Annotated in this window: 1 protein-coding gene; it reads right to left on the bottom strand. The window is 31.7% G+C overall.

The features are described from left to right. A partial coding sequence (locus tag SB658_RS25195) for a YoqO family protein (RefSeq protein WP_410603153.1) occupies positions 1-257 on the bottom strand: 257 nt, incomplete at its 3' end. Between the last annotated feature and the right edge of the window lie 2 nt (positions 258-259).

Genomic DNA, 259 nt, shown 5'->3' with positions numbered 1-259 from the left:
ACAATTCCATCTATGATCTCATTTCCTTTCAATAACAAAAAAGGAATCGTGCTAATTATAATGACAAACTCGATGCTGAAAACAATTTTCTTTTTTCTGCTATATGCTTTCCATTCATCCCAGCGATACATAGGAGCAAATATGAATACTCCTATACATAATATAATTGGTACCCATTCACTTTTAAGAAATTGCCCTGAAATAACTGATAATAGTAAACAAACGAGCACACCATAATAACCTATTTTCTCTCTCATTC

This window comes from Bacillus sp. SIMBA_008, assembly GCF_046535495.1.
GTDB classification, from domain to species: domain Bacteria; phylum Bacillota; class Bacilli; order Bacillales; family Bacillaceae; genus Bacillus; species Bacillus subtilis.
The sequence above is the reverse complement of the archived record's forward strand: the minus strand, read 5'-3'. Positions and strand labels throughout refer to the sequence as shown.